The organism is Solwaraspora sp. WMMD406, assembly GCF_029626025.1.
GTDB lineage: Bacteria > Actinomycetota > Actinomycetes > Mycobacteriales > Micromonosporaceae > Micromonospora_E.
Map to the genome: position 1 here is coordinate 6561983 of NZ_JARUBF010000001.1, position 15902 is coordinate 6577884.

General features: G+C 71.0%; 15 protein-coding genes and 2 pseudogenes. 6 read left to right on the forward strand and 11 right to left on the reverse strand.

Annotated features, from left to right (window positions below; translation table 11 throughout):
• Positions 1-35: 35 nt before the first annotated feature.
• From O7632_RS29360 to O7632_RS29385, 6 genes and pseudogenes are all read right to left on the reverse strand, one after another.
• Positions 36-899, reverse strand: coding sequence for a lysophospholipid acyltransferase family protein (locus tag O7632_RS29360; RefSeq protein ID WP_278119021.1), 864 nt, complete (start codon positions 897-899; stop codon positions 36-38).
• A 98-nt stretch (positions 900-997) separates the two neighbouring features.
• Positions 998-2044: pseudogene (locus O7632_RS29365) on the reverse strand (NAD-dependent epimerase/dehydratase family protein); the annotation flags it as partial.
• Positions 2045-2108: 64 nt separating this feature from the next.
• Complete coding sequence (locus tag O7632_RS29370) at positions 2109-2210, reverse strand: AURKAIP1/COX24 domain-containing protein (protein ID WP_007465623.1); 102 nt, start codon at positions 2208-2210, stop codon at positions 2109-2111.
• 254 nt (positions 2211-2464) lie between these two features.
• Entirely contained in the window at positions 2465-2677 is a 213-nt protein-coding gene (locus tag O7632_RS29375; RefSeq protein ID WP_278119023.1) for a helix-turn-helix domain-containing protein, read from the reverse strand.
• 208 nt (positions 2678-2885) lie between these two features.
• Complete coding sequence (locus O7632_RS29380; RefSeq protein ID WP_278119024.1) at positions 2886-4568, reverse strand: hypothetical protein; 1683 nt, start codon at positions 4566-4568, stop codon at positions 2886-2888.
• Between the two features lie 70 nt (positions 4569-4638).
• On the reverse strand, positions 4639-5559 hold the full coding sequence (locus tag O7632_RS29385; RefSeq protein WP_278119026.1) for a proline dehydrogenase family protein: 921 nt from the start codon (positions 5557-5559) through the stop codon (positions 4639-4641).
• Between the two features lie 170 nt (positions 5560-5729).
• Here O7632_RS29385 and O7632_RS29390 point away from each other — a divergent pair, with 170 nt between their 5' ends.
• The 3 genes from O7632_RS29390 to O7632_RS29400 are packed head-to-tail and all read left to right on the forward strand — an operon-like array spanning position 5730 to position 7759.
• Positions 5730-6014, forward strand: coding sequence for a hypothetical protein (locus tag O7632_RS29390; protein WP_278119028.1), 285 nt, complete (start codon positions 5730-5732; stop codon positions 6012-6014).
• A gap of 2 nt (positions 6015-6016) precedes the next feature.
• Positions 6017-7183 carry a glutathionylspermidine synthase family protein gene (locus tag O7632_RS29395; RefSeq protein WP_278119029.1) on the forward strand — a complete coding sequence of 389 codons (1167 nt, stop codon included), beginning with the start codon at positions 6017-6019 and terminating at the stop codon, positions 7181-7183.
• A gap of 18 nt (positions 7184-7201) precedes the next feature.
• The gene (locus O7632_RS29400; RefSeq protein WP_278119031.1) at positions 7202-7759 is read left to right on the forward strand and encodes a CGNR zinc finger domain-containing protein; all 558 of its coding nucleotides are present in this window, start codon (positions 7202-7204) and stop codon (positions 7757-7759) included.
• A gap of 22 nt (positions 7760-7781) precedes the next feature.
• On the opposite strand, the gene O7632_RS29405 is transcribed toward O7632_RS29400, so the two are convergent.
• Both O7632_RS29405 and O7632_RS29410 read right to left on the reverse strand, forming a co-directional pair.
• Entirely contained in the window at positions 7782-8615 is an 834-nt protein-coding gene (locus O7632_RS29405; RefSeq protein ID WP_278119033.1) for a sugar phosphate isomerase/epimerase, read from the reverse strand.
• A gap of 47 nt (positions 8616-8662) precedes the next feature.
• Entirely contained in the window at positions 8663-9613 is a 951-nt protein-coding gene (locus O7632_RS29410; protein ID WP_278119035.1) for a Ppx/GppA phosphatase family protein, read from the reverse strand.
• A gap of 75 nt (positions 9614-9688) precedes the next feature.
• On the opposite strand from O7632_RS29410, the gene O7632_RS29415 reads away from it, so the two are divergent.
• Complete coding sequence (locus O7632_RS29415; RefSeq protein WP_278119037.1) at positions 9689-10528, forward strand: hypothetical protein; 840 nt, start codon at positions 9689-9691, stop codon at positions 10526-10528.
• 101 nt (positions 10529-10629) lie between these two features.
• Here the strand turns inward: O7632_RS29415 and O7632_RS29420 are convergent, their stop codons facing one another.
• Both O7632_RS29420 and O7632_RS29425 read right to left on the reverse strand, forming a co-directional pair.
• Positions 10630-11313, reverse strand: a complete 684-nt coding sequence (locus O7632_RS29420; protein ID WP_278119039.1) for a response regulator transcription factor — start codon at positions 11311-11313, stop codon at positions 10630-10632.
• A gap of 32 nt (positions 11314-11345) precedes the next feature.
• On the reverse strand, positions 11346-12665 hold the full coding sequence (locus tag O7632_RS29425; protein ID WP_278119041.1) for an ATP-binding protein: 1320 nt from the start codon (positions 12663-12665) through the stop codon (positions 11346-11348).
• A gap of 200 nt (positions 12666-12865) precedes the next feature.
• Between O7632_RS29425 and phoU the strand changes: the two genes are divergently transcribed.
• Positions 12866-13513, forward strand: coding sequence for a phosphate signaling complex protein PhoU (gene phoU, locus O7632_RS29430; RefSeq protein WP_278119043.1), 648 nt, complete (start codon positions 12866-12868; stop codon positions 13511-13513).
• Between the two features lie 100 nt (positions 13514-13613).
• On the opposite strand, the gene O7632_RS29435 is transcribed toward phoU, so the two are convergent.
• A complete protein-coding gene (locus tag O7632_RS29435; RefSeq protein ID WP_347403612.1) occupies positions 13614-14372 on the reverse strand; it encodes a phosphoglyceromutase in 759 nt (252 codons plus the stop codon).
• Positions 14373-14512: 140 nt separating this feature from the next.
• Between O7632_RS29435 and O7632_RS29440 the strand changes: the two are divergent.
• Positions 14513-15736, forward strand: a pseudogene (locus O7632_RS29440) (MFS transporter); the annotation flags it as partial.
• Between the last annotated feature and the right edge of the window lie 166 nt (positions 15737-15902).

The window sequence follows — 15902 nt, forward strand, 5'->3', positions numbered from 1 at the left end:
GATCAGTCGATCAGCGGCCGAACGGGTCGGGTCGGTCAACGGCCGAACGGGTCAGGTCGGCGTTCCAGCAACCGGTGCAGCGCCTGCTGGATCGTCTCGCGTACCTGGTCGGCGAGGTTGAACACGACCAGCGGATCGTCGGCGTGATCGGCCAGCTGGGTAGTCGGGATCGGCGGGCAGAACTCGATCAGCCACTTGCTCGGCAGCGGCACCAACCCCAACGGGCCCAGCCAGGGAAAGGTCGGGGTGACCGGGAAGTACGGCAGGCCGAGCAGCCGGGCCAGCGGCGCGATGTCGGCGAGCATCGGATAGGTCTCCTCGGCTCCCACGATCGCCACCGGCACGATCGGCGCCCCGGTCCGGATCGCCGCCGACACGAAGCCGCCGCGTCCGAACCGCTGCAGCTTGTATCGCTGGGAATAGGGCTTGCCGATCCCCTTGAAGCCTTCCGGGAAGACACCGACCAGCTCCCCGCCGCTGAGCAGCCGCTCGGCGTCCGGATTGCAGGCCATCGTCCCGCCGAGCTTGCGGGCCAGTTCGGAAACGAACGGCAGCCGGAACACCAGGTCGGCGCTGAGCAGGCGCAGGTGCCGCCGCTCGGGGTGCGCGTCGTACATGATCGCGGAAAGCACCATGGCGTCCAGCGCGACCGTACCGGAATGGTTGCCGACCACCAGGCCGGCGCCCTTCGGCGGCAGGTGCTCCACGCCGAGGATTTCGGCCCGGAACCACTCGCGGTACAGCGCCCGCAGCACCGGCTGGAAGACGCTCTCGGTCAGGTCGGGGTCGAAGCCGAACTCGTCGACTTCGTACTCGCCGGCCAGCCGACGGCGCAGGAACGCCAGTCCGGCCGCGACCCGCTGGTCCCAGACGTCTCCAGGTAGCTCCGGCACCGTCATCCCGACTCCCGCTGGGTGAGGTCCCGCTGGCTGAGGTCCGGCTCGTCGCGATCGCCCACGGTGTCGGCCGACCCGCGATCGACCACGCCGTCGGCCACCCTGCCGGCCATCGCACGAACCCGCCGGATGCCGTCCAGGATCGCCTGCTCGGCGGTACGCAACTGCTCGGCGGCCAGCACGGCCCGGTCGGTGTGGGCGGCGAGAAAGTCGTCGAAGGCGGCCGCGGTGGACCGGGGCAGAAAGCCGAACTCGTCGGCTAGTCGGCTGATGTCCACCACCCGGCCGTGCACGAACAGGTCGATCTGGTCGAGTCCGTACCGCCCCACCCCGAAGGTACGGGTGAAGCCGGCCGCCGTGGACAGGCCCGGCTCCAGGACGGGCAGCGGCACCCGGCCGGCCCGACGGATCGCCTGGGACAGCGTGAGCACACCCGGTCCGGCGACGTTGAACGTGCCGGGGTGGTCCTCGACCACCGCCCGGTGCAGCACCTCCAACGCGTCGTCGACATGGACGAACTGCAGTCGCGGATCCCGTCCGAAGATCGTCGGCACCACCGGCTGGGAAAAGTAACGGGTCAGGCTGGTCTCAGCGGTCGACCCGATGAACGGCGCGAAACGCAGGACGGTCGCGGTGACTTCCGGACGCCGACGGCGAAATCCACGGACGTACGCCTCGATGTCGAGGATGTCGCGGGCGAACCCGCCGCGCGGCACCTCACGCGGCTCGGTCTCCTCGGTGAAGACGGCCGGATCGCGAAACGAGGCACCGTAGGCGGCCGTCGAGGACCGCACGACCAGCTTGCGCAGCCGGGTCGCCTGCTGGCAGGCGGCGAGCAGCTGCATCGTACCGATGACGTTCTGCTCTTTCATCGCCGCCCGACCACCGTGCTGATGGTCCGGGCCGCTCACCACGGCCAGGTGCACGACGGCGTCCGCGTCGAGATCGGCGATGACGCTGGTGGCCGCGCCGGCATCGGCCCGGACATGGTCGACCTCGCGCAACAGCTCCGCGAAGTCCGGTGCTGGCGAGGCAGCGTCCAGCCCGATCACCCGACCCACACTGGGATCGGCGGCGAGCCGCGCGGCGACCCGGGCACCGATGAAACGGCTGATCCCGGTAACCACGACGGTCGGGGACCTCAGCATGCGGCCCTCCCTGTGCCGGCGGGTGACCGGGGTGTACGTGAGCCGGGCGTGCGCCCGGCCACGGTCACTTGCCGAGACGTCGACGCTGGACGCGGGTCTTGCGCAGCAGCTTGCGGTGCTTCTTCTTGGCCATACGCTTGCGGCGCTTCTTGACCACCGAGCCCATACGACAGCCTTCCCAACGAACGTGCGGGTCGATCCGTGCACCGTCTGGCGCGGCGACCACGAGGACCGATTTGGACAACCGGTCGGACCCGCAGGTGGCGGGTTGCCGCACGGGCTGGTTGCCCGCACGAGCGATCGTCCACGCCACAGGAAGTCACGACCGGAGTCAAGCCTATCCCGCACGTGTCATCAGCACCAACGCGGCCCCGGCGATCGCCGGCCGCCGCGCTGGCGCCCCACCTTCGACCACCGCCGCTACGCGGACTCCTGGAACGCTCCCCGTAGATAGTCGTGGACGGCGTGCTCCGGTACCCGGAACGATCGACCGACGCGCACCGCGGACAACTCACCGGAGTGCACGAGTCGATAGACCGTCATCTTCGACACCCGCATCACCTTGGCCACCTCGGCGACGGTCAGGAACTTGACCTCCGACAGCCTGTCCTCGGACTGTGGTGATCCTGCCATGGTTCACCAATCCATCCCATTCCCCGGCGCGTGCCGCCCGGCGGGTCGTTTCCACGCCGCGACGGGCAACGCACGTGTTACCAGTACCGTAACGGGGTAGCTGTGACCGGCGCGATGCGTTCCGTCATTTGATTCTCGCCGCCACCCATCCGAGCATCGTCACGCCTCGTCACGCCTCGTCACGCCACGCCACACCGCACCGCGCCGCTCAGCCGGCGGCCTGTCGTACGTAGTCGACACACGCCTGATGCAGCTCGTCCCAGTCGGCGGCGAACTCCGCGCGGGCCGCCGTGTCGAGACTCGCGTCGTCGTGCACCACCGCCCGGAAGAACGCCAGCACCCGCTCTTCGCCGAACCGGTCTACCAGGTGACGTACCGCCAGATAGCCCACCCCGTACCCGGCACTGACCTGCCAGTCCTCCGCCGCCACCGCCGGTTCCGCCGAGTCGAGCGGGCCCTGCCAGTCCTGCTGCAGCACCAGCCTGCGGACGTTGTCCAGCCCTTCGTAGCGGACCACCGGACGGCCACCGGCGGCGGCGTGTTCGGCCAGCCCTTCGATCAGCCACCAGGCGGACCGGTCCCGGTGGCCGCCGTCGGGCAGCGACGCGGCGTGGGTGAGTTCGTGCCGCAACAGACCGGGCCGCAGGGCGTCGCGCAGATTGGTGCCGTTGAGCACCACCTCGTAGTGCCCGCCGCCGACCGCCACGGCGTACCCGGCGGTCCATTCCGGGCGCTGCCCGCCGTACCAGGCCTGCCACTCGTCCGCACCCGCGTAGAAGATCCGGTACCGGTCCGGCGTCGTGCCGGTCACCGCGTACCGGTCGGCCACCACCGCCGCCTGCTCGGCGTCGCGCAGCAGCTCCGGTAGCAGATCACGGTACGCCGGGGTGGTCGCCACCAGCGTCCGGTTGCCGGTCGCCACGACCAGTTCGCTGATCTCCCAGGGACGCGGGCCGTCCTGCAGGGTGAGCGACGGTTCGACGGCGACCAGCCGCAGCCGGCCGCCCTCGGTGCTCCACCGTTGCCCGACCACGACCGGACTGGTGGTGCAGGACGGCACCACGAAGCAGTGCTGATAGCTGACCAGCAGCCGCCACTGGGTGGGAATCGCCGTCGGCGGTGCGCCGGTCGGGCTTCCCGGCACCGTCGGCACACCGTCGGCCGCTGGCGGGCTCGACGGGTTCGGCGTCGACGGGGTCACCGACGGCCCGACCGTCGCCGACGGCGGGTCGGTGCCCGGTGGTACGGCGGGCGTGCCCGGTGCCGGATCCGGCGAGCCGATCGGCGCGCGTGGCGCGGCCGGCGGCGCGGCCGGCGGCGCGGTCACCAGGCTCGTCGGCGCACCGGACGGCCCGGTCGTCGGCGTGCCGGAGGGTCCGACGCCGGGCGGAGCGGTCGTCGGACCGGTGGGGGTTGCGGTGGGCTGGCCACCGGGCCGCACGGTGGACGGCGCGGTCAGCCCGGCGTTCGGGTCGATCGCGGCGAGGGTGCTGATCGCCGGACGCCAGGCGGTGACCCGCATCGCGCGCAAGGTCCGATACTGGCGGGCGAGGTCCGCACGGGCCTGCGGCTCCGGCCCGACGACCGCCAGGAAGGTCCGCTCGTCGCCAGCGAGCAACGCGGCCGCCTGCTGCTCCAGCAGCGTGCCGAGCTGACTCCGCAGCCAGGCTTCGGTGGCGTCGATCGGATCGCCGGGCCGCGGGCTGGCCGGCGGCGCGGTCACGACGTGACCGGTGGGGTGCGGGACCGGGCGGTCGGGGCTCGGTAGCCGGTCGACCAGGACGACCGCCCCCGCGACCGGAGCCGCGCAGCAGAACACCGTGGCGATGATGCCGACCAGCGGCCAGATCGACCAACCACGGCGCATCGGTGCCTGCTGCCGGTCGGTCACCCGCCGGATGATACGGCCCACCAGGTCAAGCCCTTCCACCTGTGGTTCGGTCCTAACGGGACAGCGAAGGTCAGTCGCGGGACAGCATCGCCCGGCCGAGGAACGCCACGTTGGCCGGGCGTTCCGCCAACCGCCGCATCAGGTAGCCGTACCAGTCGGTGCCGTAGGGAAGGTAGACCCGGACCGTGTAGCCCTCGCCGACCAGGCGTAGCTGCTCCTCCGGGCGTACGCCGTACAGCAGCTGGAACTCGAACTCCTCCGGGGCGCGGTCGAACCAGCGCGCGCGGTCCTCGGCGATCGCTATCAGCCGGGGATCGTGGGTGGCGAGCATCGGGTAGCCAGGTCCGGAGAAGAGGATGTTGAGGCAGCGGACGAACGACTTGTCCACGTCGATCGCCGACTGGTACGCGACCGATTCGGGCTCGGCGTAGGCACCCTTGCAGAGCCGCACCCGCGACCCGGCGGTGGCCAGTTCCCGGCAGTCGGCCTCGGTACGCCGCAAGTAGGCCTGCAGGACCGCGCCCGTACCCGGATGGTCGGCCCGCAGCCGCTGCAGGGTGTCCAGCGTCGCGTCGGTGGTGGTGTGGTCCTCCATGTCCAGGGTGACCGTGCAGTCGACGGCGGCGGCCGCGGCGCAGATCACCCGCGCGTGCTCCGTGGCGGCCTGCTCGTCGAACCGTTGGCCGAGCGCGGAGAGCTTGACGCTGACGTCGGCTCCGGCGGCCAGGCCGGCCCGGTCGAGCGCGTCGATCAACGCCAGATATTCGGCGCGTACGGCGCTGGCCTGTTCCGGGGTCTCGGTGTCCTCGCCGAGGTGATCCACGCTGATGGTCAGGCCGGCGGTGGCGAGCGCGGCACCGGCGTCGAGCGCGTCGTCGATGGTGGTGCCACCGACGAAGCGACGGACCACGTCGCGGCTGAACGGTGCGGTGGCGACCAGCCGTTCGATCCGGGTCGACCGGGCCGCGGCGAGGATGACCGAGCGAAGCATGGGTCGAGCGTATCGTTCATCACTCGCGCCGGCCCGGTCAGCCGAGCAGTCGGGTCGCCGCCCCGGCCCGGTTGGCGGTGCGGCCGAGTGGTCCGGCCGCCGGCCCGATCAGCGGTACGCCGAGTGGTCCGGTTGGCTCGGACGTGCGCCCGTGCGCTACAACGAATGCCGTGGACAGGATCTCTCCCCGCCGGCTCCGGTCGGCCAGCGTCCAGCTGGGCGCCCTCACCGCGCTCGCGCTCACGCTCTCCGGCTGCAACATGGTTTCCGACGACGACTGTGACGACGACCGGTCGATGGGTGCCGGCGGTGCGGGCGGCACCGTCGTCGCGATGGCCGTCTCAGGGCCGGCGGTCTCGACTCGTACCGGCACCGACCAGGGCGAACGCCACGTCCCCGCGATGCTGCCCGATCGGGGCGGCTTCGGTACCCACCTCGCCTCCTGCGGCGGCTGACGATGCGCCGCGAGCTCAGCCGACTTCGCGCGGACTGGGACGCCACGGTACGGGCGCAGGGCCTCGTCTACGTCGACACCGAACTGCCCAGCGGCGGGGTGATGTCCTACTGGGACGAGTCCGCCTGCTACGCGTTCGACCTGGCCGAGGTGTTGCGGCTGGAGGAAGCGACCGAGGAGCTGCACCGGATGGCGGTGGCCGCCGCCGAACACGTCGTCGCCTCCGGCAGGTACGCCGAGTTCGGCATCCCGGCGTGGGCCGCCGACGGGGTGGCCCGGTCGCTCCGCGAGCAGCCACCGACCCTGTACGGCCGGTTCGACCTCTGGTACGACGGCTCCTGGCCGCCGAAGCTGCTGGAGTACAACGCCGACACCCCGACCGCGCTGGTCGAGGCCGCGATCGTGCAGTGGTACTGGTTGGAGGACCTCCACCCGCGCCTTGACCAGTGGAACAGCCTGCACGAGCGGCTGGTCGCCGCCTGGGCGCAGATCAAGACCGGGTTGTACAGCCCGGCGGTGCACGTGACGTGGTCGAGCGAGGAGGAGACCGGCGAGGATCTGATGACCGCCGGTTATCTCGCCGAGACCGCCCGGCAGGCCGGGTTGGCCACCGAGTTGCTGCCGATGCTGGACGTCGGCTGGGACGGCCGGCGGTTCGTCGACGCCGCCGATCAGCCGATCACCACCTGCTTCAAGCTCTACCCGTGGGAGTGGATGCTGGCCGAGCCGTACGGCCGGTTGGCGCTCGATCCCGGTACCCCGACGACCTGGATCGAGCCGGCCTGGAAGCTGCTGCTGTCCAACAAGGCGCTGCTGGCGGTGCTCTGGGAGCTGTATCCCGGCCATCCTTACCTGCTGCCGGCCTATCTCGACGGTCCTCGGGACATGCCGGAGTACGTGGCCAAGCCGCTGCTCGGTCGGGAAGGTGCGGCGGTGCGGATCGTCACCGGATCGGGCGAGATCGTCAACCCGGGCGAGTACGGCGACGAGGGCTGGTGCTTCCAGGAGTTCCGGGCGTTGCCGGCTTTCTCCGGCAATCATCTGGTGCTCGGCAGCTGGGTGGTGGCCGGCGAGTCCGCCGGTGCCGGACTACGCGAGAGCATGGGGCTGATCACCGACGGCTACGCTCGTTTCCTGCCGCACTACGTGGACGCCCAACGCGCGGCGTGAATCGTCTACCGTTGTCGGGTGGACTTCGACGCGTACGCGCGGACCGCGGTTGATCTGGTCAACGCACCCCTGGCCGACCTGGACGATCTGAAGGCCCTGTTTCACGGCGATCACGCCTGGATGCGGGACGAGGTGGCCGAACGGGACGTCGTGTTGTTCCGGCGGGCCAGCAGACGCCTGCGGGACGTTTTCGAGTTCGGGACCACCGGCCGGGACACCGACGCGGTCGCGGAGCTCAATTCGTTGCTGGCGGCCTTTCCGGTGCGGCCCCGGATCTCCGGCCACGAGGGTGCCCGGGACTGGCACATGCACGTGACCAGCCGGGGCGCCTCGGTCAGCGCCGAATATCTGGCCGGCGCTGTCTGGGGGCTGTCGGTCTGGCTGTGTCAGTACGGCAGTGCCCGGTTCGGGGTGTGCGCCGACGCCCGCTGCGGCAACGTCTACCTGGACACGTCGTCCAACTGCTGCCGGCGGTTCTGTTCGGAACGCTGCGCGACCAGGTCACACGTTGCCGCGCACCGGGCGCGTAAGCGGGCCGCCGTGGAGGACGAAGCCGGACTGGCCCGGGTTTCCTGACCCGGTCAGCGTCCGGACCGGGTCACCGGCCGGACGGCGACGGCGGGCCGGTCACGGAGGTCGTGGCCGACGCGGTCAGGTGCCGGCGGGCGAAGGCCAGCGCCTCGCGCAGGTCGGCTTCGCGCACCGTACGGCTGCGCGCGCCCCGGGTGGCCACTTCGACCGCCACGGCGCCACGGAAGCCGCGACCGGACAGCGAGCCCAGCAGTTCGGCGCAGGGTTGGTTGCCCCGTCCCGGGACCAGATGCTCGTCGCGGCCGAGGCCGCTGCCGTCGCCGAGGTGCACGTGATCCAGGCTGGCACCCATCGAGTCGGCCAGCGCCAGCGCGTCGGCCCGCGACGCGGCGCAGTGCGACAGATCCAGGGTGTACGAGTCGTAGCCGACCGCCGTCGGATCCCAGCCGGGCTGGTAGGGGACGAACTCTCGGCCGGCCATCCGTACCGGGAACATGTTCTCCACCGCGAAGCGCAGATCCGGATGGGCCGCCGCCAGGGTCCGCAGACCGTCGGCGAAGGTACGGGCGTAGTCACGCTGCCAGCTGAACGGCGGGTGGACCACCACGGTCGGTGCCCCGAGGGTCTCGGCCAGCACGGCGGAGCGCCGCAGCCGCTCCCACGGATCCGGACTCCAGACCCGTTGCGTGACCAGCAGGCAGGGCGCGTGTACGGCGAGCACCGGCACGCCGTAGTGCTCGGCGAGCCCGCGCAGCGCGCCGGCGTCCTGGCTGACCGCGTCGGTCCAGACCATCACTTCGAGGCCGTCGTAGCCCAGCGCGGCGGCCATCTCGAAGGCGGCTGCCGTCGGCTCGGGAAAGACCGAGGAGCTGGAGAGCAACACGGGGACCGCGAACTTCACGCCGCCCAGCCTAGCCCGGTCCGCACCGGCTCGCCGATCCGCGACCGTCACCCGGGGATCGGCTCCAACCGGGCCATCTGCCGCAGGATGACCCCTTCCCGGAGCGCCCAGGGGCAGATGTCCAGCGAGTCGATGCTTAACTGCCGCATCACCGACTCGGCCACCACCGCTCCCGCCAGCAGCTGATGTCCCCGGCTGGCGCTGACCCCCTCCAGCTCGGAGAGCTCGGTGGGCGGGATGTGCCGGATGAAACCGGTCACCTGCCGCAGTCCGGTCCGGGTGAGCCGGCGGGATGCCCACAGGCCGGCACTGGACGGGGCGGCACCGGCCAGCCGGGCCAGGGTGCGGAAGGTCTTGGAGGTGCCGACCGCCCGGTCCCAGCCCTGCGCCTGCAGCTGCGGGATCAGCGGCCTCACCTGGGCGTCAACGTGGTCGCGCAGCTCGGCGACGAACTCGGCGGACGGCGGGCTGAGGGTGTCCGGGGTGATGCCGAGCCGTTCCCGGGTCAGTCGGCCGGCACCCAGCGGCAACGACTGGGCCAGGTGCGGCTCCTCGTCGACGCCGGCCGCCAGCTCCAGCGACCCGCCGCCGATGTCGAGCACCAGCAGCCGCCCGGCGGACCAGCCGAACCAGCGCCGTACCGCCAGGAAGGTCAGTCGGGCCTCGTCGGCTCCGGAGAGCACCTGCAGGTGCACGCCGGTCTCGGCGCGTACCCGGGCCAGTACGGCGGCCGAGTTGGTGGCGTCGCGTACCGCTGACGTGGCGAACGCGATCAGTTCGCTGGTCTGCCACTCGATCGCCGCCGTCCGGGCCGCCGCGACCGCTTCGACCAGCGAGTCGGCTCCGGCAGCGGTGATCGCGCCGTCCGGTCCGATCTGTTCGGCGAGCCGCAGCAGGGTCTTCTCCGAGTGTGCCGGCCAGGGGTGGGCACCGGGGTGTGCGTCCACTACGAGGAGATGCACGGTGTTTGAACCGACGTCGAGCACACCCAGTCGCATGCGATCACCCTAGGACAACGTGCCGAGTCGCTCGCTCGAGCGGCCGGTGATCAGGTCGCGGCGTAGGCTGACCAGGTGGCACGCCGTGACGAACTCCGCGTACTGGTCGAGGATCCGGACGACCCCCGTAGTCGGGAGGTCGCGCTGGACTTCCCGCGTGAGTGGATCGAGTTCCTGGATCCGGACGACCCGAAACACCTGGTCCGGGCCGATCTGACCTGGCTGCTGTCCCGCTGGACGTGTGTGTTCGGCCAGTCCTGCCACGGCATCATCGCCGGTCGAGCCAGCGACGGCTGCTGTTCGCACGGTGCCTTTTTCACCGACAGCGACGACGAGAACCGGGTCCGGGCGGCGGCGAAGCGCCTTTCTCCGCAGACGTGGCAGCATCACCGGCGGGGGTTCAAGAACTACACCGAGATGGACACCGTCGACGGGGAGACGCCGGCCAGGCGTACCGCCACCCGCTCCGCGGACGGGCCGTGCGTCTTTCTCAACGACGCCGACTTCGCCGGTGGCGGTGGCTGTGCGCTGCACGCGCAGGCCCTTCGCGACGGGGTGCATCCGCTGGAGTACAAGCCGGACGTCTGCTGGCAGTTGCCGATCCGCCGGGATCAGGACTGGACCAAGCGTCCGGACGGCAGCAAGGTGCTGGTGTCGACGCTTACCGAGTTCGACCGGCGCGGCTGGGGCGCCGGCGGGCACGACCTGGACTGGTGGTGCACTTCGTCGCCGGAGGCGCACGTCGGCTCCGAGCCGATGTACCTGTCCTACGAACCGGAGCTGACCGCGCTGATCGGCAAGGCGGCGTACGCCCGGCTGGCCGAGCTGTGCACGGCGCGGGTCCGCCGTGGCCTGGTGGCCGCCCATCCGGCCACCCCGCGCCGCCGGACGCCGACGGCCCGCCGGGCCGACTGACCGATCAACCGGTACGCCCGACAACCAATCGTCGGGTACGCCCGGCGGGGAATCCTCCGGTACGCCCGGCGGCGGGTCGGCCGGCATCCGGACCACCGGGATCAGGGCTCGAACTTGTAGCCCAGCCCGCGCACGGTGACGATGTAGCGCGGTGCCGACGGCTCGGGTTCGATTTTGGAACGGAGCCGCTTGACGTGCACGTCGAGCGTCTTGGTGTCACCAACGTAGTCGGCCCCCCAGACCCGGTCGATCAGCTGCCCCCGGGTGAGGACCCGGCCGGCGTTGCGCAGCAGCAGTTCCAGCAGCTCGAACTCTTTGAGCGGCAACTGCACCGAGTCGCCGTCGACGGTGACCACGTGCCGTTCGACGTCCATCCGGACCGGTCCGGCGCTCAGCGTCGGCACCGACGGCTCGACCGCCTCGGTGTTCTGCCGCCGCAGTACGGCCCGGATCCGGGCGACCAGTTCGCGCGGCGAGTACGGCTTGGTGACGTAGTCGTCGGCGCCGATCTCCAACCCGACGACCTTGTCGATCTCGCTGTCCCGGGCGGTCACCATGATGATCGGCACCCGCGATCGTTGCCGCAGCTCGCGGCAGACCTCGGTGCCGGACATCTCCGGCAGCATCAGGTCGAGCAGCACGATGTCCGCGCCGGTGCGGTCGAACTCGGTGAGCGCCACGGTGCCGGTCGGCGCGACCGACACCTCGAATCCCTCTTTGCGCAGCATGTACGAGAGGGCGTCGGAGAACGACTCCTCGTCCTCCACCACGAGTACCCGGGCCAACTGATTTCCTTCCCTATGTCCGGCCTGATCGCTCAGACCTGCCGAGACTCGGCCGGACCGGCCTCGATCTCAACCGATTCCGGTAACGGTAGGACGGCGTCCGGCGGACTGGCCGGCAACCGCAGGGTGAACGTCGACCCCCCACCCAGCGTGCTGGACACGTCCACCCGTCCGCCATGGTTGGTGACGATGTGTTTGACGATGGCCAACCCCAGCCCGGTACCGCCGGTGGCCCGCGATCGGGCCTGGTCGGCGCGGTAGAACCGTTCGAAGATCCGGTCGACCTCGTCGGGTGCGATGCCGATGCCGTGATCGGCCACGGCGATGTCGACGTGGCCGTCGCCGGCGGACGTCGACACGGTGACCTGGGTGCCGCTGCCGGAGTAGGCGATGGCGTTCTCGACCAGGTTGGCCACGGCCGTGGCGATCTGGGCGTCACTGCCGTAGACCGTCAGGCCCCGCTCACCCTCGACGATCACTTCGATCTTGCGGGCGGCGGCCGGGGTCCGGGTCCGGTCCACCACCTCGGCGATCACCCAGTCGACGGCGACCGGATCGGGGGCGGGTAGCGGCTCGGCACCCTGCAGCCGGGTGAGTTCCAGGAGTTCGTTGACGAGGCGGCCCAGCCGGGTCGACTCGTGCTGGATTCGTTCGGCGAACCGGCGGGCGGCGGCGACGTCCTCCGACGGGTCGGCGACGGCGCTGTCCGGGTCGGTGGCGTCGAGCAGCGCCTCGGCGAGCAGTTGCAGCGCACCGATCGGCGTCTTCAGCTCGTGGCTGACGTTGGCGACGAAGTCCCGGCGGACCCGGGCGACCCGGTGCGACTCGGTGACGTCGGCGGCCTCGATGGCGACGTGGTTTCCGCTGAGCCCGACCGCGCGCAGGTGCACGCCGAGCGGGTCCTGCACGCCGCCCGGCCGGCCCCGGGGCAGGTCGAGTTCGACCTCCCGGCGCACCCCGGTCCGGCGCACCTGGCCGGCCAGGGTACGGATGATCGGGTGGGCGGCGATGCTGCCCGGGGTGGGTCCGGCGCGGAGCAGGCCCATCGCGCGGGCGGCGGGATTGACCAGTACCGGGACGTCTTCCGCGTCCAGCACGACCACGCCGACCCGCAGCGAGTCGACACTCTTGCGGGCCAGCGCGTCGATCAGGTTTCGGTCGGTGGCGGCCAGCCCGACCGGTGGTTGCGCGACGATCGGTGGCCTCCCGCTGCTGGGCGTACGCTCGACGGGCCGGCCGTCGTCCGGCCGGGACACCTGATGCCGTGCCCTCGCTCGCGCCAGGCCCAGCCCGGCGGCGAGACCGGCACCTGCACCGGCGGCCACGCCACCGGCTAGAACCGCCCACTCCACGCAGGCGATCGTAGGGTCATTGTTAACCTCGGCGGCCAGCTGAACAGGACATATCACGCCCGGATCCTCAGATGTTCACACTCCGGTCCGGCTCCGTTCATTCCCGTTCACCTTGGGGTCCCCCGGTCGACCTACGGTGTGGGCGGTATCGGACGAAGCCCGGTCCGGCACAGCACCGCCCCTGACGACGGAAGGTCGGTATGCGCGAGGAGTTCCAGGCCGAGCTGCAAGACATCACCAATCTACTAGTGTCCATGGCCGAAGCGGCTCAGGTCGCGTTGCGACGGGCCACCGTCGCTCTGCTGACCGCCAACCGCGAAGAGGGCGAACTCGTCCTGGTCAGCGACGCCGAGATCGACGCGCTCTACCGTACGGTCGAGGAGCGGGTGAGCGACCTGCTCGCCCGCCAGGCGCCGGTCGCTTCCGACCTGCGGATGGTGATCACCGCGCTGCACGTCTCGGCCGGCCTGGAACGGATGGGCGACCTGGCCGACCACGTGGCCAAGACCGCGTTGCGCCGACACCCGTCGCCCGCGGTGCCGGCCGAGTTGCGATCGGTGTTCTCCGAGATGGCACAGGTCGCCGACCGGATGATCGCGAAGGTGTGCGAGGTGTTGCGCACCCCGGACGCGGACACGGCGGCGGAGCTCGACCGCGACGACGACGCCATGGACGAGTTGCACAGCAGACTGTTCAAGATCCTGCTGGGCGCGGACTGGCCGTACGGGGCGGAGACGGCGATCGACGGCGCCCTGCTCGGCCGGTTCTACGAGCGGTACGCCGATCACGCGGTCAACGCCGGGCGACGAGTGGTCTACCACGTGACCGGCGTCAACCCGGCCGACTGACGGCGGATCACCACCGCCACGACACGACGTGGCACCGGGCCATGGGTACGCACGCACGTTCCGTCGTACCCATGGCCCGGTGTTCCGGGTCAGCGGCTGGTCAGCGGCCCTGGTTGGCGACGGCGGCGACCGCCTCGGCGGCGGCGTCCGGATCCAGGTAGTCACCGCCGACGTTGACCGGGCGCAGCGCACCGTCGAGGTCGTAACGCAGCGGGATGCCGGTCGGGATGTTCAGCTTGGCGATCGCCTCGTCGGAGACGCCGTCGAGGTGTTTGACCAGCGCCCGCAGCGAGTTGCCGTGCGCGGCGACCAAGACCTGCTTGCCGGCCAGCAGATCCGGCACGATCGCGTCGTACCAGTACGGCAGCATCCGTCGTACCACGTCGGCCAGGCACTCCGTCCGGGGCATCAGCTCGGGCGGCAGTTCCCGGTACCGCGGCTCGCCGACCTGCGACCAGTCGTCGTCGTCGGCGATCGGCGGCGGGGGGGTGTCGTAGGAGCGCCGCCAGAGCATGAACTGCTCCTCGCCGTACTCCTCCAGGGTCTGCTTCTTGTTCTTGCCCTGCAACGCGCCGTAGTGCCGCTCGTTGAGCCGCCACGATCGGCGCACCGGGATCCAGCCCCGGTCGGCGGTGTGCAGCGCCAACTCGCTGGTGCGGATCGCCCGCCGCAGCACGCTGGTGTGCACGACGTCCGGCAGCAGGTTGTGCTGCGCCAGCAGCTCACCGCCGCGCCGCGCCTCGGCCTCGCCCTTGGCGGTCAGATCCACGTCGACCCAACCGGTGAAGAGGTTCTTCGCGTTCCACTCGCTCTCTCCGTGCCGGAGCAGCACCAGTGTCCCCACAGTCATGGCCTTCATCCTGCCGGAACCGGCCGTCGGGGGCGCACCGGCCCGCGGTGACGACCACCACGTGGAAAATCCGATGCCCGATCATCTGGCCAGACCCTACGGTGTAAGGCGCTGGATGAATCCAGGTCATTACGTAACGGGGGTGTCGGTTGCTCGGCGCGCGAGCATGGTGGCGAGACACGACCGGCGGCCTGCCCCGGACGTTCTGGTATCTGTGGACCGGCAGCCTGATCAACCGGCTCGGGTCGTTCGCCATCATCTTCCTGGCCATCTACCTCACCTCCGCTCAGGGCCTGTCGGAAACCCAAGCCGGTCTGGTCGTCGGCGGCTGGGGTGCGGGCGGGGCGATCGGCACGCTCGCCGGCGGTGTGCTGGCTGACCGGTGGGGCCGCCGACCGACGCTGCTCACCGCCCACCTCGGTGCCGCCGTCATGCTGCTGGCGCTCGGCTTCGCCGACCAGCTCTGGCAGCTGGCCGGCGCGGCGGTGCTGCTCGGCGCGTTCAGCGAGGCGGCCCGACCCGCGTTCAGCGCGATGATGATCGACCTCGTTCCCGCCCGCGACCGGCTGAAGGCGTTCTCCCTCAACTACTGGGCGGTCAATCTCGGCTTCTCCTGCGCGGCGGTCCTCGCCGGCCTGGCGGCCCAGGTCGACTATCTCCTGCTGTTCGCGGTCAACGCGCTCACGACGGTGATCACAGCCGCCATCATCTTCACCAGGGTGGGAGAGACGCGGCCGGCCCGCCCGGCACCCACCGGGACGATCGCCGATCCCGCCGAGGTCCGGTCCGGCCTCCGCACGATCCTCACCGACCGGGTCTTCGTCGGCTTCGTCGGACTCAATCTGTTACTGGCTCTGGTGTTCATGCAGCACACGGCGATGTTGCCGATCGCGATGGCCACCGACGGGCTGACCCCCGCCGTCTACGGTGGGGTCATCGCCCTCAACGGCGTGCTCATCGTGACCGGCCAGCTGTTCGTCCCACGCCTGATCCGCGACCGGAGCCGCTCCCACGTGCTGGCGCTGGCCGCGCTGATCACCGGAATCGGCTTCGGGCTGACCGCCGTGGCCGACGCCGCCTGGTTCTACGCGATCACCGTGCTGATCTGGACCCTCGGCGAGATGCTCAACTCGCCGTCCAACGCCACCCTGACCGCCGAGCTGACGCCGGCTCCGCTGCGCGGCCGCTACCAGGGATTCCTCTCGCTGTCCTGGTCGATCGCCGCGTTTGTCGCCCCGATCGGCGGCGGATTCGTCCGGGAACACGGCAGCGACGTCACCCTGTGGGTCGTCTGCGGGGTGATCGGCGGCGCGGTCGCGGTCGGCCAGCTCGTGGCCGGACCGGCGCGGGAACGGCGGGCAGCCTCGCTGCGCGTCGGCGAGCACCCGACCGATCCGGACAGCCGGATCGCGAGCGAACGGGAAAGCCGGCGGCGGGAGGCGACGCTCACCCCCGTAAGCGTCGCCTCCACTCACCGCCGGTCTCGGGTGGCGCCGTCCCCCAACGGCCCAAGTGCCACCGATCCCCCGACACCGATGC

What these genes read in the sequence shown, in the direction of transcription:
- O7632_RS29360 (WP_278119021.1), bottom strand. Translation starts at nt 899, where the DNA reads ATGACGGTGCCGGAGCTACCTGGAGACGTCTGGGACCAGCGGGTCGCG.
- O7632_RS29370 (WP_007465623.1), bottom strand. Translation starts at nt 2,210, where the DNA reads ATGGGCTCGGTGGTCAAGAAGCGCCGCAAGCGTATGGCCAAGAAGAAG.
- O7632_RS29375 (WP_278119023.1), bottom strand. Translation starts at nt 2,677, where the DNA reads ATGGCAGGATCACCACAGTCCGAGGACAGGCTGTCGGAGGTCAAGTTC.
- O7632_RS29385 (WP_278119026.1), bottom strand. Translation starts at nt 5,559, where the DNA reads ATGCTTCGCTCGGTCATCCTCGCCGCGGCCCGGTCGACCCGGATCGAA.
- O7632_RS29395 (WP_278119029.1), top strand. Translation starts at nt 6,017, where the DNA reads ATGCGCCGCGAGCTCAGCCGACTTCGCGCGGACTGGGACGCCACGGTA.
- O7632_RS29410 (WP_278119035.1), bottom strand. Translation starts at nt 9,613, where the DNA reads ATGCGACTGGGTGTGCTCGACGTCGGTTCAAACACCGTGCATCTCCTC.
- phoU (WP_278119043.1), top strand. Translation starts at nt 12,866, where the DNA reads ATGCGCGAGGAGTTCCAGGCCGAGCTGCAAGACATCACCAATCTACTA.
- O7632_RS29435 (WP_347403612.1), bottom strand. Translation starts at nt 14,372, where the DNA reads ATGAAGGCCATGACTGTGGGGACACTGGTGCTGCTCCGGCACGGAGAG.